The organism is Bacteroidales bacterium (assembly GCA_014860585.1).
GTDB lineage: Bacteria > Bacteroidota > Bacteroidia > Bacteroidales > 4484-276 > RZYY01.
Genome location: JACZJL010000138.1, coordinates 1 through 23231 on the forward strand (window position 1 = coordinate 1; position 23231 = coordinate 23231).

Genomic DNA, 23231 nt, shown 5'->3' on the forward strand with positions numbered 1-23231 from the left:
GAGGGCGTTTTCGATCCCGTGGCAGCCGGTCTTGGGGTGCATGTGGTCAATTATAAATTTGTGGATGAAAACGGCTGTTCCGCCGCATGTCAGTTCCAGATCACGGTCAATCCTTCAACCACTCTGGTTTGTCCGGAATCTTTCGCAATGTGTATTTCTGATGATCCCATCCTGATGAGCCAGGCGATTCCGCCCGGCGGGAGTTATTCGGGTACAGGAGTTGACGGAGGTTATTTTGATCCGGAACTGGCCGGTGTTGGCGTACATGCAATCAGTTATGATTTTACCAATGGGTTTGGCTGTCACACAGCATGTTCGTTTACCATCGAAGTTTACCCGTTGCCGGAGTTGAGTTGCAGTTTTCCGGAGGAGGTTTGTTTGTACGACGGACCGATTGTGCTGGATGGCTGCGAACCTGATGGTGGAATTTATTCAGGAACCGGAGTTACATGTAATACCTTCTTCCCCGAAATTGCCGGTGCTGGCTTGCACGAGATCCATTATCATTATATTCATCCGGCAACGGGTTGCACCAATGATGCATCCTTCACCATCCGCGTATTGCCTGCACAGATCGTCAGTCTGCCCTATGGCTGGACGGGAATTTCGAGTTACATGATCACGAAAAACACGGAGATCACCGAGATTTTCGCCGGCATCAGCGACCACCTGATCATCCTGTACAACCTGACCGGTACCATCTGGTATCCGGGTGGGAACATTTACCCGCAATCGCCATGGGATATGTATTCGGGCTATATCCTGAAATCCGGCCAGGGAGTCAACATGAACTTCTGCGGCGACTACCTGCAAAACCTCACCGTGCAGCTTTTGCCGGGCTGGAACCTCGTGCCGATGTTGAGTAAAAACCCGGTTTCGAGCGAGTTTCTGTTTGGTTTCAACGAGCACATCAAAATCGTGAAAGAAGTTGCAGGCTGGAAACTGCTCTGGAAAGAAATGGGAATCAACACGCTGGGATTTGTGGTTCCGGGTGAGGCTTACTATGTATATAGCACCGGAGCTACCTCGGTTACATTCCCTTATTATGCCAAAGAGGAACCGATGGAAATCAAGCCTGATGCTATTTACAGCTCGCCGTTTGAGCCGGTGGAGATGACGCCGGTTTCGCATTTGGTGGCGCTTCCGTGTTTGATGGCAAATCTTTTTGAAGAAGGGGATATTATCGCTGCTTTCGGGGAATCGGGCATCTGCGCAGGACAAATCAGGATGGATAAAGAGAACACCGCCCTGACCCTGTTTGGTGATGATCAATATACCTGGGAGCAGGATGGAATGCAGGCTGATGAAAATGTGTACTACCGTATGTTCCGTTCTTCCGATGGAAGCTATTTTGACCTGGAATTTGAATTTGACCAAAACTGGCAAAACGGCAATCATTTCCAGCCGGAAGGGATTTCGGTGGTGAAAGGGGTTACGCTCAGTCCGTCAGGATTGCCTGATGTTTCTCAGCATGCTGTTAAACTCTATCCAAACCCAACAACCGGAGTAGTTCTGGTAACAGGAATTGAAGGAGATTTCCAGATTGAAGTTTTCAATGTGGTTCAGGAACAAATTCTTACGTTGAATTTATCCGGTGAAAGCCAGTTCGATCTTTCAGCTTTGCCGAAAGGAGTTTACATGGTGAAGATCATTGGTGACGGGATGATCTTCACAAGAAAGATTGTTTTGCAATAAAAAGCAGTCAAGTCATACCCACCCCCTGTCCGGAAACTCCGGTTCAGGGGGTGGTTTTTTTTCTTTTGGGTTTATTGCGAAGCCAGCCCTGAGGAACGAAGGCTTGCCCGACTATGACAGCGGAATAGGCGGGGATGGCATCCCTGATTTTTTAAAAAAAAGAGGAGTTCTATTTTCAGGGCTGGCTTCCCTAAATTGTAACAAACATTGCAACCTCGAAGAGGTTGTAGTGCTGTAGCTAAGAATAAAAACAGTGAAAAATTCTTCAACCTCGTAGAGGTTGGATTATATCCGTGATTTTGTGAAAATAGTCCAACCTCTGCGAGGTTGATGATGGCGAATGCGGACATTGTTTTTGCTACAATAGTCCAACCTCTTCGAGGTTGCAAACGGCTGATTGGTTTGTCTGGTGCAACCCTGAAAGGGTTGGATTACTGTAGGTTAAGGCAACTAAGAGAACTATTTCATCAACCTCGTTGAGGTTGGATTACATCAATGGTTTGGTAAAAATAGTCCAACCTCTTCGAGGTTGATGATGGCGAATGCGGACATTGTTTTTTCTACAATAGTCCAACCTCTTCGAGGTTGTGGATGGCAACCCTAAATCCTGAAGGGATGCTTCTTAAAGCTGATGGTTTTTCTTTCCAGGGCTGCCATCCCCTGCGGGGCTGGCTTCTCTGCGCGGGCTCGCCCCTTCAGGGGCTGGGGGCGTGTGAGGCAGGGGGCGTGTTGGCTTCCCTCAGCAGTGTCAGCCCATCCTCTGCCTCACCGCTTCATAAATCATCACTGCTGCAGCAACGGAAACGTTGAGCGACGGAGTACGCCCGGTGATGGGTATTTTGACGGAGTGATCAGCTTTTTTTAGGTATGCGGGAGATATGCCGTCTTCTTCCGACCCGAGCATAATGACTGTGGGGATAGATAGGTCAGTGGCAGTGTGGAATTGTTGGGCTTTTTCGGTGGCTGCAACCAGTTGAAGTCCGCTGGCTTTGAGATGATCCAGTGTGCGGCTCAGGTTTTTTACTTTGGCTATTGGGATGAAGTTGAGGGCGCCTGCTGAAGTTTTCATGGCATCGGCGTTCAACTGCGCTGAACCCTGGGCTGGAATAACAATGGCATGTACACCGGCACATTCTGCTGTGCGGGCGATAGCGCCGAAATTTCGTACATCAGTGATCCGGTCGAGTACCAGGATCAAAGGCGACTGGCCGCGCTCAAATACCATTTGAATAATTTCTTCCACCGGCTGGAAGGCGATCAACGAAGTAAACGCAACCACCCCCTGGTGATTCTTTCGGGTCAAACGGTTTAGTTTTTCAAGGGGAACACGCTGGAAAGGAATTTCTGCTTCCTTCAAAAGCCTGAAAAGTTCAGCAGTCTGTTCTCCTCTCAGTCCTGTTTGAACAAATACTTTGTCAAATTCTTTACCCGCTTTGATGCTTTCGATCATCGGGCGGATGCCATAAATCAACTGGTCGGTTTCAATCATGTTCTAATTGGATTTTTAAGAAGCCATGAAAATCTACCGGCATTGAGTGTCGGCAGATTATTACTGTAAAAGAAATACGGACTTTCATTAATCAAGTTTAAGTACAGCGAGGAAAGCCGATTGGGGCACTTCTACGTTGCCAACCTGGCGCATACGTTTTTTACCTTTTTTCTGTTTTTCGAGCAGCTTGCGTTTACGTGTAATATCACCGCCATAACACTTGGCAGTAACATCCTTGCGCAATGCTTTAACCGTTTCACGCGAAATAATTTTTGCTCCGACAGCAGCCTGGATGGCAACATCGTATTGTTGGCGTGGAATCAGTTCCTTTAATTTTTCGCACATCCTTCGCCCAAAGTTGTAAGCATTATCCTGGTGGATGAGGGTTGAGAGGGCATCCACGCGCTCTCCGTTGAGCAGAATATCGAGGCGAACGAGCTTGGCTGCTTTATAGCCCGAAATATGATAATCGAAAGAGGCGTAACCCCGCGAAATACTTTTGAGCTTGTCGTAAAAGTCGAACACGATCTCTGCTAGGGGCAATTCAAAAGTGACTTCCACCCGGTCGCTGGTAAGATAAACCTGGTTCTTGAGCATCCCCCTTTTATTGATACACAGGTTCATCACAGCGCCAACGTATTCAGACTTTGAAATGATCTGGGCAATGATGTAGGGTTCCTCAATAAAATCAAGGTAATTGGCTTCGGGAAGCCCGGACGGGTTATGCACCTCAATCAATTCGCCTTTGCGCGTGTAAGCTTTGTAAGAAACGTTGGGTACTGTCGTGATGACATCCATGTCAAATTCCCGGTCGAGACGTTCCTGGATGATTTCCATGTGAAGCAATCCGAGAAAGCCGCATCTGAACCCGAATCCAAGGGCGGCTGAGGATTCAGGCTCGAAGGTGAGCGAAGCATCGTTGAGCTGCAACCGCTCGATAGAAGCGCGCAGCTCTTCATAATCGTCTGCATCAATGGGATAAATCCCTGCAAATACCATTGGTTTCACGTTTTCAAAACCGGCAATGGCTTTGCCGCTTGGATTGTCAATATGAGTTATCGTATCGCCGACTTTCACCTCAGCTGATACTTTTATCCCTGAAATAATATATCCAACATCACCACAACTGAGGGTTTTGTGTGGTTGCAGGCCAAGCCGCAGTACACCGATCTCGTCAGCATCATATTCTTTGCCGGTGGCCATAAATTTTACAAAATCACCTTGATTAATAGTGCCATTGAATATCCGGAAGTAAGCAATAATTCCGCGATAACTGTTAAACACCGAATCGAAAATAAGCGCCTGAAGTGGTGCATCCGGATCGCCTGATGGAGCAGGAATCCGTTTAATGATGGCTTCAAGGATCAAATCCACGCCATAACCGGTTTTCCCACTTGCTTCAATGATGTCATCCCTGTCACAGCCAAGCAGTTCAACGATCTGGTCTTTCACATCCTCGATCATGGCGTTTTCGAGGTCAACTTTATTGAGAACGGGGATCACCTCGAGATTGTGCTCGAGGGCAAGGTAAAGGTTTGAAATGGTTTGTGCCTGAATGCCCTGGCTGGCATCAACAATAAGCAAAGCCCCTTCGCAGGCCGCAATAGAACGCGAAACCTCGTAAGAAAAATCAACGTGCCCGGGGGTGTCAATCAGGTTGAGAACGTATTCGGTACCCTCTTCAATGTAAATCATCTGAATAGCATGGCTCTTGATAGTGATACCGCGTTCGCGTTCCAGGTCCATGCTGTCAAGCACCTGGTCTTTCTTTTCACGGTCAGAAAGGGTATGGGTAAGGTCGAGCAGCCGGTCGGCTAAAGTACTCTTACCGTGGTCAATATGGGCAATTATGCAGAAATTTCTGATGTTTTTCATGGCCTGCAAAATTAGAAAAAATGCGTTACGAAATATGGATGTTGGGTAGGGTAAGGTAGAATTATTTGTTAAGGTAAAGGTACGGAGAAATCAGGTGCAATTTATTCGAAGCAGTTGATTACCAATAAACCTATCCCCTCAGGCTAATTTGCTGAAGTTTATCATAATCAATGATTTCGATTAGCTTCCCTGTAGTTGTTATGAGTCCTTCGTCCCTGAACTTCTTTAGTATTCGAACTACACTTTCCTGTGTCATTCCGGAAAGTTCAGCAATTTCCTTCCTCGACAGTTCAAGCTCAAAGGCATTTTTACCAAAAACATTGTCTGAAAGACATAATAAAATATCAGCAAGCCTGCCATAGGACTGCTTTTGAGTTAAACAGAAAAATCTTCCGTAAATCTGAATCGCATTGGCGCTCTGAATATTGAACACTTCGGTTGCAAATTCGGCATTTGTCCGTAATATTTGCCTGAATACATTGATATCAATCAATTTTACACTGCAGTCAACATAAGCTTGAGTGGAGTACTGAAATACATTGCTACCCTCCATGGCCGATGTCAGCGCAACAAACTTGCTTCCGGAAATGATTTTTAGCACAAGGTTGCTCCCGCACCCCTCAATGTAGGCCTTGATCAATCCATGATTTAAAAAAATTACATGAGGCGCCAGTGAACCTTGTTTGCAGATGATCTCTCCTTTTTTATACGTTAGCTCTACCTCGTTACTTTCAATTAACTCCATCTCTGCAGGCGACAGTTTTTCGAAGCAGGAGCATCCTTGTCTGAATATCGTACAACTGTTATTAAACATTATTTCTGCCATAATCAGCAATCAAAATTTTATGAATTTCCTTAGTGATCAGGGGACTTTTAACCCTGAAATGGCTTCAAAAATTCAAGGGCTAAATTACTATAAAAATAAAAATACGGGATAAATGAGACAAAAAATAGCAGAAGCATCAACAAATCAGTTGATTTAAATCAATTGATAATTTATAGCAAATCAAAAACTTATATGGTGAAAGTGCAACTCATAAATCGTCTCCGGTTTGAATTATCATAGCACTTTTGCATTGTTAATTAAATAACAATAAAAATTATTTCAAATGGAAACAAAAATTGATCAAACGCTTGATTGTAAAGGGCTTAGCTGTCCAATGCCAATGATGAAGTTAGCCAAGGCAATGAAAGATTTGAAGCCAGGACAGGTACTGGAGATGCTCGGAACTGACCCCGGAACCAAATCTGACCTGCCAAAATGGTGCGAAAAATCAGGGAATGAGATGTTGAACGAGGAGATGCTTGACGGAGGCGTCTTCAGGTATTTAATTAAAAAGAATTAGGAGGTTAAAATGTCTGACAAATCGAAAGAACCAGGCATTTTTGGTCAACTGTTTGGCACCTTCTTTTCGAAGCACTGGCCGGTATGGGTTGGCGGAATTACACTTGGCTTACTCAATATCCTGCTTTTTGCCATTCATAGTCCGTGGGGTGCAAGCGGGGGTATCAACAACTGGGGAGAGAATGTATATAAGGTGATGGGGTTCTCATTTTATTCCTCGGCAACATCAACAGGCGCCAGTTTGTTTGGCATGTTATGCATTATGTTGGTTCTCGGCTCTTTTATGGGCGCACTCTTTTCCAAAGAATTTGCCCTGCGTGTTCCTCCAAAAGGCGAAATCGTTAAAGGTCTGATAGGGGGAGCCCTGATGGCTTTTGGCGCAACCATTGGTCTTGGTTGTACGATCGGTTCATTTTTCAGTGGAGTACCTGCATTGTCCGGTGGCGCTTTGATTTTCACACTTGGACTGTTTGTTGGCGTCATCCTGGCACTGAAATATCTGATGTGGGAAATGGAAAATTATCCACAGTTCAGTTCCGGCAAGAGCTACACATGGTTGGCTGCCAATCCCGGAAAAGGCCAATGGCAGGTTTATTTCGGGTGGATATTATTTGCAGTTGTGCTTGTGCTGGCCTGGTGGTATTCACCATTTAACCCGACGATGACCTGGTTTATCCTCATTGGCTTGTTCATGGGTATGATTTGCCAGCGATCAAGGTTCTGCATTGTGAAGGCATTCAGAGATCCGTTTATGACCGGCGAGTCTGATGGCTCAACTGGTGTAATGGCCGGGTTGATTGTCACGCTTTTTGGTTTCACAGCCATCAAATATTTTGGTATCAGCATCGGCGATACTGCGCTTCGTACACGTGAAATGGCATGGGTATTCCCGCATTTCTGGGGTCGCGCTCTTTTGGGTGGCCTGGTCTTCGGACTTGGGATGACTATTGCCGGAGGTTGCGCCGTTGGCACACTCTGGAGGGTTGGAGAGGGGCAGGTCAAATTGTGGTTCGCTGCTGTTGGTTTCATCCTCATTTCCCCATTGTCAAACCGCTTTGTTGTGCCTGCGGTAAACGATCTATTTCCGCAAGACCTCCGCTTTAGGTCATTTTTACCTGATTATATTGGCTATCCCGGCGCTGTTGTGCTGGTTGTCGCTTTTGTGCTTCTCTGGTACTGGTTCGTGAAATGGAATGAGAAAACCGGAAGATTTACTGCTTACTAAAAAATTGAATAAGCAATGAAAAGAGAAATTTTAAAAACTTTTACGCTTCTGCTGGTTGTTGCAATGACCTCCTGCAGCGCAATCTACGAAGATGGACAAGAACTCGCCAGTGGAATCCAACAAGATATCACAGGGATTACTGTGGATGAGTTAAATGCCAAGATCGAAAATGGGGAAGACTTTTTGTTGATCGATGTCAGGCAAAAAGATGAGTTCACTAATTCAGCAATAACTGGCGCTTTGAACATTCCCAGAGGGACTCTGGAATTCACTATCCGAAACGATGAGTTCTGGGAAGAAGAGTTTCTCTATACCCCCGAAAATGATCAGGAAATTATTGTTTACTGCAAACTTGGGCACCGAGGCGCATTAGCAGCACTTGCTCTTCAGCAGATTGGATTCACCAATGTGAAATATCTTCAGGGAGGTATCCTTGCTTGGGATCCGAATATTGAAAAAAATGCACCTAAAAAGTCCAGTGGTGGCGGGTGCGGAGATTAACAATCATTAAAATAATATCAACAAGAGTTCAATTAGTAATTCATTCATTAAACAACAATTTAATTTTATCACAATGAAAAAAGTAACAGCTTATTTATTCGCATTAATGCTGGTTTCAGCATTTGTATTCACAGGTTGTAAGGACGATGATGATACACAACCATTTGACGCACAAAAAGAAATGGCCGATTACATGGTTGCCCAAAACCTCGATTTAAACAAAATGCTTGATGGTTTTGTAATGGTAGCTCCCGACAATGGAGATGTTAGTGCTAAACATGTTATTGACATCCGTTCGGCAGAAGATTTTGCCTTAGGGCATATTGCTGGCGCTGTTAACGTGACTTTAGCCAACATTTTGACTGAAGCTGCCAATGCTACAAAACCTATTCTGGTTGTTTGTTACACCGGTCAAACTGCCACCTATGCAGTGACACTATTGCGCTTGTCGGGCTATAGTGATGCAGCAGCGTTAAAATGGGGTATGAGCGGATGGAATCCTGTTTTTGCCAATAGTCCAAAAGGTTGGAATGGAAAAACCGGCGACATAGCCATGGGACATGCCAACTGGACAACTGATGTAGCTCCTGCGAATATCACCTACGACAGCCCTACTTTTACATCAACAACCACTGACCCTTCAGATATTTTGAAGAGCAGAGTATCCACCGTTGTTGCCGAAGGTTTCAAAACAGTAACAGCTGATGATGTACTGGCAAATCCCGGAACCTTTTTTATTAATAACTACTTCTCGGAAGCTGATTATTTGGGATTTGGCCACATTGCCGGTGCAAAAAGGATCAATCCGATGTTGTTGGGCGAAGGTCAGATCAACTACAATGATGCTTCGATGAAAGTGGTAACTTACTGCTATACCGGACAAACATCTGCAGCAATTACCTCATACCTGAGAGTACTTGGATACGATGCCTACAGTATGGTATTCGGAATGAACAAACTTTACCATAGCAATGGCGCCTGGACTGCAAACAAATGGTCGGAAAGCGTTCCGAAAGAACTTCCATACGTAACCAATTAATAATTGATCTGCAATGAGAAAATTAGCAATTTCAATAATTACCATCCTGATGCTTGGCAATGTTTACGTTGCCAAAGCTCAGGGTTGTGGCGATGCTCCGTCTGACGAAGGTGTGCAGGTGTTTGGTTTTTTACAGGCACAATATGAGCAGCAGTTTCAGGATGAGACGAAAAGCACCTTTTCATTTGAACGCGCACGCATCGGAGTTCAGGGTATGATCCCTTACGATTTTACCTACTATGTGGTTGTTGAATACAGCCCTTACATTTCTCCCAATCCTTACCTTCTCGATGCCTATGTGGGTTACACACGATACAAATGGATAAAGGCTTCCGTAGGGTCATTCAAAACACCTATGGGACTGGAGGCCAGTATGCCATGTAATGGTTTGATCACGGTTTACCGTTCAACTGCAACTATGCAAATGGTGGCGCCATTCCGCGATTTAGGTTTGGTTTTTATGGGTGGCGATGCCAAAACCAAATTTCAATATTCACTGGCCATCATGAACGGTAGCGGATTAAAGGTGGAAGATAACAACAAAAAGAAGGACATTGTAACGAGAGTTCTTTACAGGCCTTGGGAATTCCTGCAGGTTGGAGGTAATTTCAGGTATGGATATCCCTCCTACAATAACAATGAGGATAGCCGGACAACTTATGGTATTGAGCTGAAAGCAAATCACAAAAACTGGACTTTGTTGGGTGAATACCTGGCAGATGAGGGAGACTATAACCGTGATCTTGGCGGTGGTTGCAGTGGCGAACTACTTGCACTTGGCGAAGAGAGAAGTGGGGGTTGGGCAGCATTGGCCTATAAAACCAAATGGGAAATAGAACCTGTAATTAAGTATGATTTCTTTGATTCAGGAAATGCTGCAGAATACAAGGAATCCAACATTACATTTGGAGTAAATTATTTCCCGAATGATTGGGTAAGATTGCAGGCCAACTACATCTATCGCACTGAGGAACCCACCGAATTAATGAACGATGCTTTTGTAATTCAAATTCAGGCTAAATTTTAAACACAAAGAAAATAGTTATGAGATATTTAAACAGATTAGCAGGAATGTTCCTGCTGGTGATAATGGCAACCGGCGCCTATGCTCAGTTTGATATTATTTCGGCAAAAGACGCCATCAAGCTGGTTGACGATCCCAATGTGATCATCATCTCCACCCGCAAGGCTGAAGATTATGCAAAAGTGCACATTCAGAATGCGATCAATGTGGAAATGAAATCCCTGTATGTTGAAGGTCCAATAGAAGGCCTGCTGAAAAGCCCCGCCGAGATGGCTAAGATTTTCGGCGAAAAAGGAGTTGATCCATCCAAAACCATCATCATTTACGATAATGGAAAATACGTTTATGCCACATACATGTACTGGATCCTTGAGTACCTCGGATATCCGAATGTAAAAGTGCTCGACGGCCACATGACCAGCTGGCGCGCTGCCCGTGGTCCGGTGACTAAAACACCTTTTACCAAACCTGCATTAACAGTGACTCCAAAATTAAAATCGGAATTATTTTGTGATTACAATTACGTGAAGGGAAAGTTGAATAACTCAGGAACCATGATTGTGGATGTTTCTGCTCCGAAAGAGTATGATGCAGGGCATATCCCGGGAGCTATCAGTATGGAAAATAAGCTCTTTTTTAATGAAGAAGCTTCTACTTTGAATTCAAAGGAAGCAATTGAAAAAGTGTTGGCAGATCACAAAATTGATAAAAACAAAGAGATCATTCTTTATTGTGCCTCAAGTGCCCGCACCGGCACTGTTTACCTGGCCATGAAGGCTTTAGGTTACAAGAATATGAAGATTTACGAGGGTGGTTACAACGAGTACAAAACCAAATAAGCAGTAAATCATAATCATGGTAATCATGAAAAAACTGAAATATTTATCGCTGCTGCTGATGTTTCCTCTGCTATTAAGCAACTGCACCCATGTGGACACCCAGGTTTATGCTTCGGTTGACGAGCTGGTAGCTGAACACAAAGCTGATGTTAATTATGCAACAGTACAACAACTCGACGAACTTTTGATCTCTGGGACGCCCGGAGTAAAAGTAGTGGATGTACGCGAACCTGAAGAGTTTGCAGCAGGTCATATCCCTGGCGCCATCAATGTTCCGAGGGGTTTGCTCGAATTTTCGAGTCAGCTTACCAACCGTAGAGAAAAACTCTATGTTTACAGCAACCAGCAGAACCGGTCAACATTAGCCGCTAGTAATCTCGAATTACTAAAGTTTGGGCATGTAACTGTGCTCGATGGCGGAATGGATGCATGGGCATTGGCATTTCCTGAAAAAATTGAAGAAGGCAGTGGAACAGCTTCGGCTGCAACCCCGGCCAAAAAAGCCTCATCCGGCGGATGTGGTGATTAAACATTTAATATAAAATTTTAAAAAGATCGAATTATGGCAAAAATGGTAATCGGATTGTTCTCAGGCGGCTATGACAAGCTCACTTTTGCAGGTGTTTTGCTTAGCGGCGCCGCTGCCGACGATATGGATGTGGAGGTTTATGTGCACCTGAAAGCCGCCCAGTGGTTTGTGAAAGGAAATGAAGAAGGCAAATTGTACCTGAGCGAAGACAATGAAAAACTGGATTCCTGCATGCAAAAGCTGAAGGAAGCCGGAAGCCCGACCTGGTTTGAATACTTCGAAATGGCCAGGGAAATGACCAATGTCAAAGTATACGTGTGCAGCCTTGCAGGAAGGATATGGGGTGGAACCAAAATGGATAATTTCATTGATATGGTTGACGGAATCATTGGGATTGGCGAATACATTGATGCTGCAAAGAGTGCAGACGTTCATTTTTTACTTTAAACAACTTTTTTTATCACCAATAAATAACAGGAGATTTAACAATGACAAACGAAGAATTGAAAGCATTAGATATTGCGAAAAGCGTTGACGCAAGAGGCACTGCATGTCCCGGACCGCTGTTGGCAGCTAAAAAAGCCATCGGCGAAATTGAAGAAGGGGAAATTATGGAAGTGCTTTCGGCTGACGAAGGGACAAAAAGAGATATCCCCAAGTGGGCCGAGAAAAAAGGCTATGACTACCTGGGCGATATGGAAGAGGACGGATACTTCAGGCTTTATCTCAGGAAAAACTAATTGATCATGTCAGAGACCGCTAAGAAGACTTCAGCGAAAGTCCTGGTATTCTCTACCGAGAAGATTTCAGACCCCGCCATTGATTTGGCGGGGCTTCTTAAATTGCATTACCCCCCAACGGTATATGTAATCACAGTGCCTTGCTCCAGCTCAGTCAAGCCCAAGTGGATCATGCACGCCTTTGAAAAAGGTTACGACGGTGTTTTTATTGCCGCCGATGGCAGTGACTGTCCGTTTAGCGAAACATGTACCGAAAAAACGTCGGACATCATCGCTCAGACCCACATCCTCATGAAAGAAAAAGGAATGAATCCTGCCAAACTCAAGATGGCCGCTATTTGCTCGGTTTGCGCAGAACCCTTCGTTAAGCACATGAACAATTTTGTAGAAGAGCTTTCGAGGAACTAAATATTTTAAATCAACCTTTGAAAATGAATCAAATGCCAGATACTACCGAAACAACAAATCGATTTGATGCGCTTGTTATCGGCGGAGGTATTGCCGGTGCAGAGGCTGCGCTGAATCTTGCCAATATGGGCTTCAGTGTGGTGATTGTGGAAAAAGACCTCTCTCTGGGTGGAAAAATGATCCACCTCAGCAAAGTATTTCCGACTCTCGATTGTTCTGCCTGTATTACTACGCCAAAGATCTCGGAAACAGCAAGACATCCTAACATCAAAATATTTACTTACAGCGAGGTTCACGACATTAAAAAGCTGGGAGAAAATCGGTTCACGGCCCAAATTCACAAGAAACCCCGCTATGTAAAAGAGGACGAATGTACCGGTTGCGAGGCCTGCGAAAAGGTGTGCCCGGTGATCGTTGAAGACCAGTTTCAGTTTGACCTGGTTGGCCGTAAAGTCGCTTATATTCCTTTCAGCATTGCCAATCCGCGCGTGGCTGCCATTGACATCGAGAATTGCATCCTTTGCGGCGCCTGCGAAAAAGCCTGTTTGGCCGAAGCCATTGACTTCACGCAGGAAATGGAAATTATCCCGATCGAGATCAAAGCAGTTGTAGTAGCTACAGGGTATCATCTGATTGACCCGGTAAAGTTGCCAAACTATGGCTATTCAAAATTTAAAAACGTGGTGACAGCCATGCAGATGGAACGTCAGCTCGTTCCCACCCGTCCTTTTAATACAGTACTCAGGCCAAAAGATGGTAAAATGCCCGAAAACATTGCTTACGTGCTTTGTGCCGGATCGCGCGATGAAACTGTTGGAAACCCCATCTGTTCTCAAATTTGCTGCATGTATTCCATCAAACAGGCACAATTGATTATGGGAGCGCTACCAATGGCCGACGTCACCATTTATTACCTGCATATCCGCGCATTTGGCAAAGGATTTAATGAATTTTATCTACAGGCAAAAAGCATGGGTGTGGATTTCGTTAAAGGAAAAGTTGCCAAGATCACCGAAAAGGAAAACGGGAACCTGATTGTCCGCTATGAAGACGTTTATAAAGGAAAAGTAAAAGAAACCGAACATGATCTTGTAGTGCTTGCCAATGGCATTCTGGCCAATGATGGCATATCCGAAATGTTCGACGGAGTAAAACTGGAGACCGATCCTTTCCACTATGTTAAGCAGATTGATGAGTTGGCCAATCCCACCCGCACCAGCATTCCCGGCGTATTTGTTGCCGGCGCCGCTTCAGGACCGATGGATATTCCTGACTCAATTCTTTCGGCAGGCGCCGCATCATCCGAAACAGCAAGCTACATAAGGAGGTTGTCATGAAACAAAAAATAGGAGTTTATATCTGTCATTGCGGCGCCAACATCGCCGATCATATTGATGTTGAAAAGGTTAAAGCTAGTGTTGAAACCTACCCGGGGGTTTTCCTTGCCCGCACAACCATGTTTGCCTGTTCCGACTCGGCACAAAAAGAAATTGAAGAAGACATCAGATCCAATCAGCTCGATGCCATTGTTGTTGCTTCCTGCTCGCCCAAGTTGCACCTGCAAACTTTCCGGAATGTGGCCATGCGCGGCGGTTTGAATCAGTACAATTACGTACAGGTGAATATCCGTGAACAGGGATCGTGGGCGCACAGCGACAAACCTGCCGATGCTACAACCAAAGCCATTCAACTGGTCAAAGCAGGCATTGCACGGGTTGCCGAATCAAAAGAGCTGGAGATGCTCAGGATAAATGCTGCCAACAAAGTTGCAGTGATTGGCGCCGGCGTTGCCGGACTCAGGGCTGCCGTTGAGCTGGCTGACATGGGAACTGAGGTTTTTCTCATCGAAAAAGAGCACTTTATTGGAGGGCGTGTTTCGCAATGGGGCAAACTGTTCACTTCGGATCAAACCGGCGAAATGATCGTGAAAAACTTGTATAAGGATGTGATTAAGCATCCTAAAGTGAAACTCTACACCGGAACCCAGGTAGCTGCAAAGTCGGGTAGCGTGGGTAACTACAATCTCGAATTGAAGATCACCCCCCGCTTCATTACCGAAGCCTGCATTCCCAATGCTTTTGATAAAGCCATCGAAGTTTGCCCGGTAGAAGTTGACGATGAATTCAATTTTGGCATGAATAAGCGCAAAGCTATTTATAAAAATTATGCTTCCGAATTTCCCCACCTGCCGGCCATTGACATCGAAAATTGCACCAAATGCGGAAAATGCGTTGAAGTATGCAGTAACATTGATCTTGATCAGGAAGTAAGAACCGAAACCATCAATGTGGGTTCGATCCTGATTAGCACCGGATTTGATCCTTATGAGCCTGCCGAAGGTGAATATGGATATAAAACCATTGACAATGTGATCACGCTTCAGCAATTCTTGCGGTTGATCGAGCTGAGCGGCAGTAAGTTGACTTATAAGGGAAAAGAGATCAAAACTGTTGGATACATCTATTGTGTGGGAAGTATGCAGATCAAGGGCGATAAAAAATATTGTTCCCGTTATTGCTGCACTTCGGCCATTCATACGGCCAATGAGGTTTACGACAAATACAAGGTAAAATCCTATCATCTCAACAGAGGAATCCGTACCTATGGCAAACAGGAATTGCTTTACACCCAATCATCCCTCAACGGTGATGTTTACGTAGAATTTGACCCTAAAAAGGAACCCGTCATTATCAAGAACGGAAAAGGAGCCGTCATCAATGTGATTGACCTGCTGACCGCAAAGGAAGAGTTGGAAATTCCGGTTGATCTGGTAGTATTGGTGACCGGGATGGTTCCACGCAAGGGAAATACGATTGGCGACATTCTGAAAGTTCCGATTGGCCGGGATAAATTTTTCAATGAAATTCACCCAAAACTGCGCCCGGTAGAGACTGTGATTGACGGTGTTCAGATTGCAGGCGCCAGCCAGTCGCCCAAAAATATCTCCGAATCGCTCAAATCATCGCTTGCGGCTGCATCCAAAGCAGCTTCACTGGTGAGTAAAGGGGAAATAGAACTTGAACCTACGCTTGCAAAAATTCATAAGAACATTTGTGAATGGTGTGGAAAGTGCGCTGCGATTTGTCCGTTTGGCGCCATCACCAAAACAACGATCGAAGGCAGGGAGGTAGCCCAGGTGAATGTGGCCAACTGTAAAGGCTGTGGAATGTGTCTGCCGGTATGTCCTGTGGATGCGATTGACCTGATTGGTTACACCAACCGCGAAATCGAAAGTATGATTGATGCATTGATTGATTAAAACTTTACCCGAAAAAGAAATGTCGAAAACGATCAATATTATAAAAGAAAAGCGGCAGGTTACCGAAATGGCCAAACAGCGCCGTAAAACTTATGCCGACATCCGTAAACAACTGCTCCAGGCTCTGGAGGAGGAAGGTAAAACCATCCCCGAACTTGCCACTTCAACAGGCTTACCTATCGAGGATGTTACCTATTACCTGATGACTATGCGCAAGTTTGGTGACGTGGTCACCGGTTCGGTGGACGATGATGATGCATATTTTTATTATGAACTGAAAAAAAAGTAGTCGAACATGGCAAAAGTAAATCCTGACTTTTTACCTGAACTGAAAAAATATGGCGGTGTTGACTTTAGCGCCTGTTACAACTGTGGAAACTGCACTGCCATTTGCGACCTATCAACCCCCGAAGATTCTTTCCCGCGGATGATGGTTCGTGCAAGTGTTGTAGGTCTTGAAGACAAGATCACCAGCTCGCTCGATCCCTGGCTGTGCTATTACTGCGGCGACTGCAGCACGCACTGCCCGCGCGGAGCCAATCCGGGAGAACTCATGATGGCATTGCGCCGGTGGCTCACTGCAAAATATGACTGGACAGGCCTTTCCGGACTGCTCTACAAGTACCTGCCGGCTACTATTCTGGCCTTTATTGCCACCGCACTGGCAGTAATCGGATTAGCTGCAGCTTACAATTTCGAGATCGAACCCATCATGCACTTTGGACATCAGTTTGAGTTCTTTGCTATTCTTGCGGTATTTATGGTTATACTCGTTCCAAACCTTATCCGGATGTGGTATTTCCTCATTCTGAAACCAAAAAGAAAAGTCTCATTTTCGACTTATCTGAAAAGTTTTGGAGAACTTTTCGTACACATGTTTACACAGAAACGTACGCTCGGCTGTGACGACAGCAAAACACGCTGGCTTGAACACCTGATTCTCGTATTCGGCTACCTGACGTTGCTATTTACCACAGTTATCCTCGATTGGTTCCACGCTGAAAATATCCTGATTATCGCTCTGGGTTACCTCGTAAGTGCGGTCGTTTTTGTTGTAACTTTCCTTTTTGTTAGAGGTCGAGCCTCCAGGAGCAATGAGAACAACAAGTTTTCGCAGCCTTCCGACTGGCTTTTCGTGATCTGGCTCTTTCTGCTTGGCTTTACCGCATTTTGTGTTCGGCTCTTTGTTGACCTCAACCTGATCGAAACCAACATTTGGCTGTACCTCGTACACATGATTGTTCTTGTGCAATGGGCTGTCTTGATTGTCCCTTTTGGCAAATGGACGCACTTCCTTTATCGCTCCTTCGCCATGTACTTCGAAAAGGTGTTACAAACCGAGAAAGCGTTGGAAAAGAAATAATCTGACCTGCAAGTGGTCAGTGTTCTCTCTAATAGTAGTTTGATTGATGAAGTGAAAAAAAGCTCCGGGTTTCGGGGCTTTTTTAATTTTTAAAGCAAATTTGTTTTTTTTCATTTATTTGCATTCTAATCATAAATGACAACCATGAAGATTAAATATTGGACTTCTTTCGGTGCTTTCTTATTTATTTTCGCTACTTCTTTCGCCCAATCCTCCTACTTTCCCCCTGAATTTGAAAAGCAGGAAGGGCTTGTGCTCACCTGGGATTACAATACGCAGCGCGACCCGGTAACCGCAGCGGTTGCCAAAGCAGTGCAACCCTCAGCCAAAGTGTGGATAATTTACTACCCTGGCCAGGCACCGGTGGATACCGCGGAAATTCGCGATTTCCTGCGCGATCACGGGGTCCCGGATGAAAATGTTTATCTGATCCCCGGATGGACTGAAACGTTGTGGATCAGGGATTACGGTCCATTTACAGGATATGATCTGCAAAATCTGCCCCCATCGCGTTACTTCATTGATGCCGGGTACTCTGCTTACAACCGGCCAAAAGATGATTCCATCCCATCGCAACTCGGAAACCTTTGGGGAATTCCGGTGGTTGACCTGCCTTTGCAGTTTGAAGGCGGGAATGTCCTGTTTGATGGAACCGGAAGAGGGTGGGGGAGTACCAGGATTTTCGAGCAAAATTCCAATTTTAGCCAAACGCAGGTGAAGTCCTTGCTTGAGGATCATTTCGGCCTCGAGGATTTCATGTTTCTGCAAAAGCTGACCCAGAGCGGCGGCGGCCAGTGGGCGCACGTGGATATGTACATGAAAATCCTTGACAGCGAAACCATCATGATTTCGCAATATCCTGATTTTGTCCCCGATTATTTCCTGATCGAGTCGTTTGCCCTGACGTTGGGTAATATGACCAATTTTGACGGCACTCCCTACCGGATCGTCCGAATTCCGGCGCCACCAAAAGCCAACGGAACCTGGCCAACCACGCAAAACGACGAAATGCGCACTTACACCAACTCGATCATTAACAACGACGTGATTGTTGTCCCTTCCTATAATCTGCCTGAATACGATAGTGTAGCCAAACAAATTTACCAGGAAAATATGCCGGGATACCGCATCGAGATGGTGGATGCCACCGTGCTTACGCCACTTTACGGCGCCCTGCACTGCATCACCAAAGAGGTGACCAAACCGGAATACTTGCGGATCAGACATCAGAAGATCACCGGAATGTTGACCTACACCAATCCCTACATGGTGATTGACGCCCGGATCGATTGCAACCTGGTGGCCGATTCATCCTTCGTTTACTACAAATTCAACTCCTCAGAAACCTTTAACCGCGTTCCAATGTCGCCGGGCTGCCCCTATTATGTGGGGGTGATCAATGGCATTCAGCCGACCGACACAGTGCATTATTACATCTACACCGCCCGTAATGGAGATGAGGTTGTCCTTCCTCCTCCGGCGCCAAATGGTTATTATTCATTCTGGTTCGACCAATCAATTGATGTGAACGAAATTTCAGCTATTCCTTTTACGCTATCCTTTTATCCAAATCCATCAAACGGAAATTTCACGATAGTTAACCCGGATGCAGCCAATCCGGGCATTATGACGATTCTTGATATGTTTGGAAAAACCATTATGCAACATATGGTTGAGCCGGGTGTAAATGTGCTGAAATTAACCCATGCTCTGCCATCAGGACTCTATATGATTAAACTTCAAATTTTGGGAATGCCTGCAATCACTGGTAAATTGGTAGTTGAAAAATGATGAAATAATACATGGATAAATATCGGGGAAAATACAGGATTTCATCAACACGCCTGCAAAATTGGAATTATAGGTGGGATGCCGCGTATTTCATCACAATTTGCACAAAGCAAAGAAAATGCTATTTTGGAGAGGTGGTCAATGGATCAATGTATTTATCCAACATCGGAATTTTAGCGGATGTATTTTGGTATGAAATCAAAAACCACGCAAAAAATTTGGAATTAGGCGCATTTGTCGTAATGCCCAACCATGTCCATGGGATATTGATATTGGACGGCAACAACAAAACGCCAACGCATGACCCAACCGTAGAGACAACGCATGACGCAATCGTAGAGACAACGCATGACGCAACCGTAGAGACAACGCATGCGTTGTCTCTACCGCACCCCCCACCCCCCAAAACCCACGGTCAAAAACGTTTTCAACACCAGGGGGCAAACACCGTTTCATCAATCATCGGTTCCTATAAATCGGCCGTTTCGAAACATGCCCACCGGTTAGGATTTGAATTCGGTTGGCAATCACGTTTTGACGACCGGATCATCAGAGATGATCTGGCCTATAAAACCATCACAAATTACATTATCAACAATCCACAAAAATGGCATGATGACAGGTTCAATCCGGAAAACCCGGATGTCGGACAATAAAATTGCCTTTTAACACCTAATGAAAAATGCCCGTCTTTGAACTATCCGACGAACTGATTTTCCCGCATCCCAAACTGGCGGAGAAGGACGGCCTGCTGGCTTATGGTGGCGATCTGTGTGTTGAGAGACTATTGCTGGCCTATTCGAATGGCATTTTCCCCTGGTATGACGAAGATTCGCCCATCATGTGGTGGTCGCCAAATCCAAGGATGGTTTTGTTTCCGGAAAAAATAAAAATTTCTGATTCATTATCCCGAACCCTCAGGAGTGAAAAATTTAAGGTTACTTTTGACCACGATTTTGAACAGGTTATCCGCAGGTGCGCAGCAGTTCAGCGTCCGGGGCAGCACGGAACATGGATAGTACCTGAAATGCAGGAGGCTTACATCCGGTTGTATCAGGCTGGATTTGCACACTCAGCCGAAACCTGGCACGAAGGAAAGTTGGTCGGCGGGTTGTATGGTGTGTCGCTGGGAAGGATGTTTTTTGGCGAGTCCATGTTCCACCTGATGAGGGATGCTTCAAAGGTGGCGCTCGTCCACCTGGTCGGGCAATTGACAAAATGGGACTTTCACTTGATTGATGCCCAGCAGGACACTGAACACATGCGCAGTCTTGGCGGCGAATTGGTCAGCATAGACAGGTTTCTCGAATTGATAAATAATGCACTTCAATATCCAACAATTAAGGGAAAATGGTGTTAATTGTAAAACTTTTTAAACAACAAAAATGAGCTTTGAAATTAAAGGAAAATTAATCGAAAAGTATGATGCGGTGCAGGTTACCGACCGTTTCAGAAAACGTGAGTTTGTGATCGAGTTCAGAGAGAATGCCGGTTCAGGCGACTTTGTTGAAACGATTAAGTTTCAAATGACGCAGGATCGTTGCGATCTGCTCGACAATGTTCAGATGGGAGAGGAGATTAAAATCAACTTTAACATTAAAGGACGGCGCTGGGAAAAGGATGGCCAGGTCAGTTATTTCAACAACCTGGAAGCATGGAAAATTGAGAAACTTGGGTCAGCTCAACCTGACATTCCCCCGCCACATACTATGGATGACATTCCGCCGGAACCTTCGGATGACTTGCCTTTTTAACGAATGAAGTTTTTAAATCACCGGCTCCGGATTAATAAGTAGTGATTGACAGAAAACTCTTAATGTTGAAAATCAAATTCAGGTGTTTTCTGGCAATCACAAATTAACCCCTTGATCTTTTATGGATTCATTAACACAATTGGCACTTGGCGCGGCCACAGGCGAAGCGGTGCTTGGCAAAAAATTGGGAAATAAAGCCGTGCTTTGGGGCGCCGCCGCAGGTTCCCTTTCAGATATGGATGTGATCCCGGGAATGTTCCTCGACACTCCTGACAGGTTGCTTTTTCATCGGGGATTCTCCCATTCAATCATTTTTATCATCCTTGCAACGATTTTTTTTGCCTGGCTTTTTTCAAAGATTTACAAGCATAAATTGATTTCCCGAAAGGAGTGGCTATTTTATTTCGGATTGATATTCTCCGGCAGCATTTTGATTGATGCGCTTACCACTTACGGTACCCAATTGCTCTGGCCATTAAAATACCGCTTCGAGTTCAATACGATTTTCGTGGTTGATCCGCTCTTCACCCTGCCATTGCTGGTCACACTCACTTGGCTTATGTTTAAAAGAAAGGATTCCGCCATAAGGAAACGATTGAGCAACATTGGGTTAATTCTTGCCGGTGGCTATTTGCTTCTGACAATCGTCAATAAGCAGGTTATCAATTCAGTATTCAAAAATGCACTCGAAAATCAGGAGCTGACATACACAAGAATGATTTCCAACCCTACTCCTTTAAACCAATTGCTTTGGACAGCTATAGCTGAAACCGACAGTGGTTATATGATCGGGTATTATTCGCACTTTGACCGCGATAAAAATATTACGTTCGCTTTTTTACCAAAAAATCATGAGTTGCTCTTTCCAGTAAACCATGATCCGGAGGTGAATAAAATTTTGCGATTCACAAAAGGGTTTTACACCGTCGAACCAGACAGTGAAGGATTTCTTGTGAATGACCTGCGATTTGGAAAAATTACCAATTGGAAAACCGGAGAAGGGGATTTTGTGTTCCGTTATAACATCAATATCGCTTCAGAGCCGGTGACCGTAACACAGGCTGAACAGCGTTTTGAAGGGGGGGCTGAAGTGATGGTTCAACTCTGGCAAAGGATGTTAGGGAAAAAAGATTTTTAGCCGAAGCTTCCCATCATCACTCCACCATCCACACTGATGGTTTGTCCTGTAACGTAACCTGAAACCGGCGACAGCAGCCAAACAGCCAGTGAAGCGAACTCCCCGGGTGTGCCCATGCGACCAACCGGAATGCTCTTTGCAAATTGCTGCTGAACAACTTCGTAATCCATACCCAATACCTCGCTTTTCTTCTTTATTACACGCTTTACGGCATCTGTGTCATGGTAACCCGGAGCAAGAATGTTAAGGGTAATCCCTTCTTTGGCCACCTCCTGAGAAAGCGTTTTTACAAATCCAACAACGGCCATTCGCAGCGAGTTACTTAGTACAAGGTTTTCAACGGGTTGCTTCACTGAGATGCTTTCGACAAAGGCAATGCGACCATATTGCTGAGAGCGGAATCCTGGAAGCAAGGCTTTAACCAGGTCAATTTTCCAACGCAGCACCGAAGCATAACCGGTGTCCCAGTCTTCCATCGTTGTTTCAAGAAAAGACTTTGCAGGAGGTCCTCCGGCATTAACCAGCAGTCCATCTAGGTTACGATTACCAATCATTTCGAGGATCAGGGGAATGGTGGCCGGCTGTGTGATATCCGCTGCCAGTATTTCCACATGGCCTGGAAAGCGATTTTTCAGTTCACTTAATTTATCCGCATTCCGGGCAATGGCAATAATTTTGGCGCCTTCGAAAATCAGTGCCCTGGCAATGGCGCCGCCGAATCCTGCCGTTGCGCCGCCAACTATGAAAAGCCTGTCTTTAAGTTGAAGATCCATGGTTTTCTCTTTGAGTAGGTTTGATATGGTTATGATTTTTATAAAAGTTCTCCTTCAACTGAAAAATCAGTTGAAGAGTTAATTTTTAGATTCATGAACTGCCCGATCAGTGTTTCATCATCCGTCCTGAACCGGCAAACAATTTTGCCCTCTGTCAATGCCGAAAGATAACCCTCTTTCCGGTCATGACCCGTAACGAGTACTTTATGGGTGTTGCCGATCATCCGTTTATTATGGGCAGCCGAATGTTTCCGCAGGTCGTTGCTCAACCGGTGGTAACGTTCCTTTTTAACCTCTTTGGGAACATCGTCAATCCATCTGGAACTGGCTGCACCCGGCCGTTGTGAATATTGCGCGATGTAGGCCATGTTATAGCTGAACTCATCCATGATCTTCCGGGTATTCTCAAATTGCTCGTCAGTTTCACCCGTGAAGCCGACAATG

The 23231-nt window shown here is 45.1% G+C and carries 25 protein-coding genes; 20 read left to right on the top strand and 5 right to left on the bottom strand.

Annotation, left to right across the window (positions count from 1 at the left end; all coding sequences use genetic code 11):
* A partial coding sequence (locus tag IH598_14355; protein ID MBE0639696.1) for a T9SS type A sorting domain-containing protein occupies positions 1 to 1695 on the top strand: 1695 nt, incomplete at its 5' end.
* Positions 1696 to 2443: 748 nt separating this feature from the next.
* Here IH598_14355 and rlmB read toward each other — a convergent pair.
* The 3 genes from rlmB to IH598_14370 all read right to left on the bottom strand — a co-directional run bounded on the left by rlmB (position 2444) and on the right by IH598_14370 (position 5885).
* Positions 2444 to 3184 carry a 23S rRNA (guanosine(2251)-2'-O)-methyltransferase RlmB gene (rlmB, locus tag IH598_14360; GenBank protein ID MBE0639697.1) on the bottom strand — a complete coding sequence of 247 codons (741 nt, stop codon included), beginning with the start codon at positions 3182 to 3184 and terminating at the stop codon, positions 2444 to 2446.
* A gap of 87 nt (positions 3185 to 3271) precedes the next feature.
* Entirely contained in the window at positions 3272 to 5059 is a 1788-nt protein-coding gene (lepA, locus tag IH598_14365) for an elongation factor 4 (GenBank protein ID MBE0639698.1), read from the bottom strand.
* Positions 5060 to 5189: 130 nt separating this feature from the next.
* The gene (locus IH598_14370; GenBank protein MBE0639699.1) at positions 5190 to 5885 is read right to left on the bottom strand and encodes a Crp/Fnr family transcriptional regulator; all 696 of its coding nucleotides are present in this window, start codon (positions 5883 to 5885) and stop codon (positions 5190 to 5192) included.
* A gap of 283 nt (positions 5886 to 6168) precedes the next feature.
* Between IH598_14370 and IH598_14375 the strand changes: the two genes are divergently transcribed.
* The 19 genes from IH598_14375 (at position 6169) to IH598_14465 (ending at position 22014) form a co-directional block, all read left to right on the top strand.
* Positions 6169 to 6405 (top strand): sulfurtransferase TusA family protein, encoded by a 237-nt coding sequence (locus tag IH598_14375; protein MBE0639700.1) that lies wholly within the window; start codon positions 6169 to 6171, stop codon positions 6403 to 6405.
* Between the two features lie 9 nt (positions 6406 to 6414).
* Positions 6415 to 7629, top strand: a complete 1215-nt coding sequence (locus tag IH598_14380) for a YeeE/YedE family protein (GenBank protein ID MBE0639701.1) — start codon at positions 6415 to 6417, stop codon at positions 7627 to 7629.
* A 15-nt stretch (positions 7630 to 7644) separates the two neighbouring features.
* Positions 7645 to 8130, top strand: coding sequence for a rhodanese-like domain-containing protein (locus IH598_14385; GenBank protein MBE0639702.1), 486 nt, complete (start codon positions 7645 to 7647; stop codon positions 8128 to 8130).
* A 73-nt stretch (positions 8131 to 8203) separates the two neighbouring features.
* On the top strand, positions 8204 to 9169 hold the full coding sequence (locus tag IH598_14390; GenBank protein ID MBE0639703.1) for a rhodanese-like domain-containing protein: 966 nt from the start codon (positions 8204 to 8206) through the stop codon (positions 9167 to 9169).
* Positions 9170 to 9182: 13 nt separating this feature from the next.
* Positions 9183 to 10196, top strand: a complete 1014-nt coding sequence (locus IH598_14395; GenBank protein ID MBE0639704.1) for an outer membrane beta-barrel protein — start codon at positions 9183 to 9185, stop codon at positions 10194 to 10196.
* 17 nt (positions 10197 to 10213) lie between these two features.
* Positions 10214 to 11032: a sulfurtransferase gene (locus IH598_14400; GenBank protein MBE0639705.1), complete on the top strand. Its 819-nt coding sequence runs from the start codon at positions 10214 to 10216 to the stop codon at positions 11030 to 11032.
* Between the two features lie 25 nt (positions 11033 to 11057).
* Complete coding sequence (locus IH598_14405) at positions 11058 to 11561, top strand: rhodanese-like domain-containing protein (GenBank protein ID MBE0639706.1); 504 nt, start codon at positions 11058 to 11060, stop codon at positions 11559 to 11561.
* A 33-nt stretch (positions 11562 to 11594) separates the two neighbouring features.
* On the top strand, positions 11595 to 12008 hold the full coding sequence (locus IH598_14410) for a DsrE family protein (GenBank protein MBE0639707.1): 414 nt from the start codon (positions 11595 to 11597) through the stop codon (positions 12006 to 12008).
* Positions 12009 to 12049: 41 nt separating this feature from the next.
* Positions 12050 to 12301 (top strand): sulfurtransferase TusA family protein, encoded by a 252-nt coding sequence (locus IH598_14415; GenBank protein MBE0639708.1) that lies wholly within the window; start codon positions 12050 to 12052, stop codon positions 12299 to 12301.
* Positions 12302 to 12307: 6 nt separating this feature from the next.
* Positions 12308 to 12709: a hydrogenase iron-sulfur subunit gene (locus tag IH598_14420; protein ID MBE0639709.1), complete on the top strand. Its 402-nt coding sequence runs from the start codon at positions 12308 to 12310 to the stop codon at positions 12707 to 12709.
* Between the two features lie 32 nt (positions 12710 to 12741).
* Positions 12742 to 14046 (top strand): CoB--CoM heterodisulfide reductase iron-sulfur subunit A family protein, encoded by a 1305-nt coding sequence (locus IH598_14425; protein MBE0639710.1) that lies wholly within the window; start codon positions 12742 to 12744, stop codon positions 14044 to 14046.
* The gene (locus tag IH598_14430) at positions 14043 to 15968 is read left to right on the top strand and encodes a CoB--CoM heterodisulfide reductase iron-sulfur subunit A family protein (protein MBE0639711.1); all 1926 of its coding nucleotides are present in this window, start codon (positions 14043 to 14045) and stop codon (positions 15966 to 15968) included. The genes IH598_14425 and IH598_14430 overlap by 4 nt, the downstream gene beginning before the upstream one ends.
* A gap of 19 nt (positions 15969 to 15987) precedes the next feature.
* Complete coding sequence (locus tag IH598_14435) at positions 15988 to 16257, top strand: hypothetical protein (GenBank protein ID MBE0639712.1); 270 nt, start codon at positions 15988 to 15990, stop codon at positions 16255 to 16257.
* A 6-nt stretch (positions 16258 to 16263) separates the two neighbouring features.
* Positions 16264 to 17331 (top strand): hypothetical protein, encoded by a 1068-nt coding sequence (locus IH598_14440; GenBank protein MBE0639713.1) that lies wholly within the window; start codon positions 16264 to 16266, stop codon positions 17329 to 17331.
* A 144-nt stretch (positions 17332 to 17475) separates the two neighbouring features.
* Positions 17476 to 19122: an agmatine deiminase family protein gene (locus IH598_14445; GenBank protein ID MBE0639714.1), complete on the top strand. Its 1647-nt coding sequence runs from the start codon at positions 17476 to 17478 to the stop codon at positions 19120 to 19122.
* A gap of 11 nt (positions 19123 to 19133) precedes the next feature.
* Positions 19134 to 19778, top strand: a complete 645-nt coding sequence (locus IH598_14450; protein ID MBE0639715.1) for a transposase — start codon at positions 19134 to 19136, stop codon at positions 19776 to 19778.
* Positions 19779 to 19804: 26 nt separating this feature from the next.
* Positions 19805 to 20482 carry a leucyl/phenylalanyl-tRNA--protein transferase gene (locus tag IH598_14455; protein MBE0639716.1) on the top strand — a complete coding sequence of 226 codons (678 nt, stop codon included), beginning with the start codon at positions 19805 to 19807 and terminating at the stop codon, positions 20480 to 20482.
* A gap of 25 nt (positions 20483 to 20507) precedes the next feature.
* The gene (locus IH598_14460; protein ID MBE0639717.1) at positions 20508 to 20876 is read left to right on the top strand and encodes a DUF3127 domain-containing protein; all 369 of its coding nucleotides are present in this window, start codon (positions 20508 to 20510) and stop codon (positions 20874 to 20876) included.
* Between the two features lie 121 nt (positions 20877 to 20997).
* Positions 20998 to 22014, top strand: a complete 1017-nt coding sequence (locus IH598_14465) for a metal-dependent hydrolase (GenBank protein MBE0639718.1) — start codon at positions 20998 to 21000, stop codon at positions 22012 to 22014.
* Here IH598_14465 and IH598_14470 read toward each other — a convergent pair.
* Complete coding sequence (locus IH598_14470; protein ID MBE0639719.1) at positions 22011 to 22787, bottom strand: SDR family oxidoreductase; 777 nt, start codon at positions 22785 to 22787, stop codon at positions 22011 to 22013. The genes IH598_14465 and IH598_14470 overlap by 4 nt on opposite strands.
* A 38-nt stretch (positions 22788 to 22825) precedes the next feature.
* The coding region (locus IH598_14475; protein MBE0639720.1) for a TRAM domain-containing protein at positions 22826 to 23231 on the bottom strand (406 nt) is incomplete at its 5' end.